This window comes from Acinetobacter sp. YH12152 (assembly GCF_013418285.1).
Taxonomy (GTDB): Bacteria; Pseudomonadota; Gammaproteobacteria; order Pseudomonadales; family Moraxellaceae; genus Acinetobacter; species Acinetobacter amyesii.
Map to the genome: position 1 here is coordinate 1 of NZ_VPCH01000105.1, position 2,666 is coordinate 2,666.

At 34.5% G+C, this 2,666-nt stretch carries 5 protein-coding genes; 4 read left to right on the forward strand and 1 reads right to left on the reverse strand.

Going from position 1 to position 2,666, the window contains the following annotated elements; genetic code table 11:
* Window positions 1-187 precede the first annotated feature (187 nt).
* From FTU83_RS17045 to FTU83_RS17060, 4 genes are read left to right on the forward strand one after another with little or no spacing between them, the layout of a single operon-like run.
* Entirely contained in the window at window positions 188-694 is a 507-nt protein-coding gene (locus FTU83_RS17045; RefSeq protein WP_111885353.1) for a DUF4123 domain-containing protein, read from the forward strand.
* A gap of 1 nt (window position 695) precedes the next feature.
* Entirely contained in the window at window positions 696-1,121 is a 426-nt protein-coding gene (locus FTU83_RS17050) for a hypothetical protein (protein WP_111885352.1), read from the forward strand.
* Entirely contained in the window at window positions 1,112-1,834 is a 723-nt protein-coding gene (locus FTU83_RS17055) for a hypothetical protein (protein ID WP_180056089.1), read from the forward strand. The genes FTU83_RS17050 and FTU83_RS17055 overlap by 10 nt, the downstream gene beginning before the upstream one ends.
* Window positions 1,835-1,837: 3 nt before the next feature.
* The gene (locus FTU83_RS17060) at window positions 1,838-2,323 is read left to right on the forward strand and encodes a hypothetical protein (RefSeq protein WP_180107423.1); all 486 of its coding nucleotides are present in this window, start codon (window positions 1,838-1,840) and stop codon (window positions 2,321-2,323) included.
* 101 nt (window positions 2,324-2,424) lie between these two features.
* On the opposite strand, the gene FTU83_RS17065 is transcribed toward FTU83_RS17060, so the two are convergent.
* The coding region (locus tag FTU83_RS17065; protein WP_373686450.1) for a transposase at window positions 2,425-2,666 on the reverse strand (242 nt) is incomplete at its 5' end.

Genomic DNA, 2,666 nt, shown 5'->3' on the forward strand with positions numbered 1-2,666 from the left:
TAATCATCGAAGAATTCAAAAGGGTTTGGGTTTTAAGACACCAAATCAAATGGCCGAAGACTTTTATAAGTTGGCTGCCTAGAATCTCCCAAGGGAAAGTCTCCTGATAATTCAGCGTATATCAGTATTCCCTGTTTAATTGATGCCGCTCGAAAAGGTTTACCGTTTGTGTATAGGGAAATATAGGATGGACATATTACAGTTATCAAAGAAAATTAGTGGTGAAGAATCTAAATATAATTTCTTCCTGTTGATTGATGCAGCTAAAAATTATACTTATATGCGCCATTGGCTTACTTTAAACTATGATAGAAATATCAAATATATAGGTAATTTATTCGATGGAACTGTTGATGATTCTACACCATTAGAATTTTCCCCTTTATTGTTGAATTTAAATAAACTAAATAATCAAAAATTTATTAATGAACTTGTTATAGAAGAAAATTTAGGAATGTTTTCGATATTGAAAACAAATCTATCGAACCAAGAATTGATCAAACATTTTCAGCCATTCTTACAAGCAGAATTACCATCCGGCGAATTAGCATTGTTCAGATTTTATGATCCTTCAGTTATCAAATCATTAAATCGACTATTAGATAAAAAAAATTTAGATATTCTGTTAGAACCTATTGATGGTTGGTGGTATCAAGAAGTATCTGGTGATTTCAAGTTATTGGAGAGGATTTAGAATGGTTATCGAATTTACTAAAGAACAGCTTGAGGAATTTTCTGCAGATCGTGAAGAAAGTCTAGCCTTGTGGAACTGGAATCGGCTAAAAAACACTTATAGCGAACTGGCGATAAAGTATTTTAATAATAATGAAGATAGTGGACTAAAATTCCTGATTACTGCCCAAACAAAAATTCGAAAATATCTGGTAGGAATGGAAAATCATGCTGACTATGACAAATGGAGAGCGGCTTACGGAGAATTATGTTTTATTTTGAATAAAAATAATTTAGATGATGATCCATGGAATCGCAGTTTATTAATAAATAGATTATTTCCACCATTTCTTGCAATTGATATCTTAGCTGGAGTTTTACAAAGCTCTTTAAATTCTTCAGATAGTCAAAAATTCTATGAAGCATTGGAGAAAAAATCGTGGCAATAGCGGCTGATGCAGCAGATATTTTTGGTGGTTGGGGGACAACTGCTGAAAAAGCTGCTGAAAGAGCAGGAACTGCAGCTAAAGTAGGAGCAAGAGCAAATCCTATAGGCGTAATATTAACTGGAATATTCACTCCATCCCCATTAGGAGATGGAACAATTACAGGCATGCTCAATCAAAGAATTGATCTGGCTGAAGAGGATATCGATAATAGTCGTTCGGGTATAACTCAAGAGCAAAAAGATCAAGCATTGGCAGCAAGTAAAGCGAAATCTAAGGAACTTGAGAGATCTTGTAATAGTTCTAATAAGGAGTGTAAGAACGAACAGCATAGTGGTCGTATACAGGCGCAGAATGCAAATAGAATGATTGTGACTGCAACTGAAGCAGGTAGCGTTTGGACAAATCACCCTTTTCCACCGCCTCTAGTACTATGTAAGCAATATGCACTTTCCATGCGTATTGCCATGCTAAAATTAGAAGGTCATAGCAAACCAGATACTAAAATAAAAAGTCCAGTTGATTATCACAAAGGTGCAACTCAAGCCTATAAAGCAATGATCGCTTGGATGGAAGCGAAGACACCATATGGAGTTTCTGTAGGTAAACATTCTTTTAGTTTTGCAGGTCGTCATTTTACTGGTGTTATTCCACCAGATTTTGATGCTAGAAGAATGGATATAGATATTTTGAAGGGCGAAATATTAAAAGGTTAAATAATGACGAATATAGAAAAGATAGTTAATTTTTTTAAGGATCACCCAAAATTTCCATTTTTACAGTGGGATAGAGAATATGACGATTATTGTAGTATGTATCTTTGTTTAAAGAATATTTTAGAAGCATACATACCAAAAGAGCAGATTACAGCTTGGTCTGCTGCAAATGAATACTCTGATTTCAGAAGAAATCCAGATGGAGAGGTATATTATCCTTTGACAATTATTAATGATGCCATCGAAATAGTAATTCACTTAGGAATTTTAAAAGAAAATAAAGATGGTTTAGTCGATGTGAATTCATCAATTCAAATTAGTAGAGATGACAGATGGGGGGATCGTTGGGAAAATAATGCACCTGAAGATGAATGGTATAATGAAGTGGCGATTATGCTTGATCTGAACAATGCTGAGTCATTAAGAAAGACAGATTTTATCTTAAAGACAATTGTTCAAAAAAAACAAACTTATCATGATTTATTATAGTTGAAAGATGGAACTCTATAAAAAATTAAATTAATTTTTAGTTTTGAAAGGCTTTGTTGCACAAAGATTTGAAATGCAAAGCGCCCCTAATTGAGCCAAATTTAAGGCGTAACTTGGGTAAGTGGTCGACCTAATTCCGTAAATCTGTTAAGAACTGCTACACGTGCATGGATCTCATTCACTTGGCTATCAAAACTCCTTGCACTGAGTTTATCTCCTAATAATTTGATGCAATGCATCTTGGTTTCCACCAAACTGCGGCGATGATAGCCGGACCATTTTTTCCATAATGTCCTGCCTAAACGTTTAACTGTTCGAAGTAATTCATTTCGCGCTAGCGAGC

Excerpts from the sequence above, each read along its gene's own strand:
- FTU83_RS17045 (WP_111885353.1), top strand. The coding sequence starts at position 188 with ATGGACATATTACAGTTATCAAAGAAAATTAGTGGTGAAGAATCTAAA.
- FTU83_RS17050 (WP_111885352.1), top strand. The coding sequence starts at position 696 with ATGGTTATCGAATTTACTAAAGAACAGCTTGAGGAATTTTCTGCAGAT.
- FTU83_RS17060 (WP_180107423.1), top strand. The coding sequence starts at position 1,838 with ATGACGAATATAGAAAAGATAGTTAATTTTTTTAAGGATCACCCAAAA.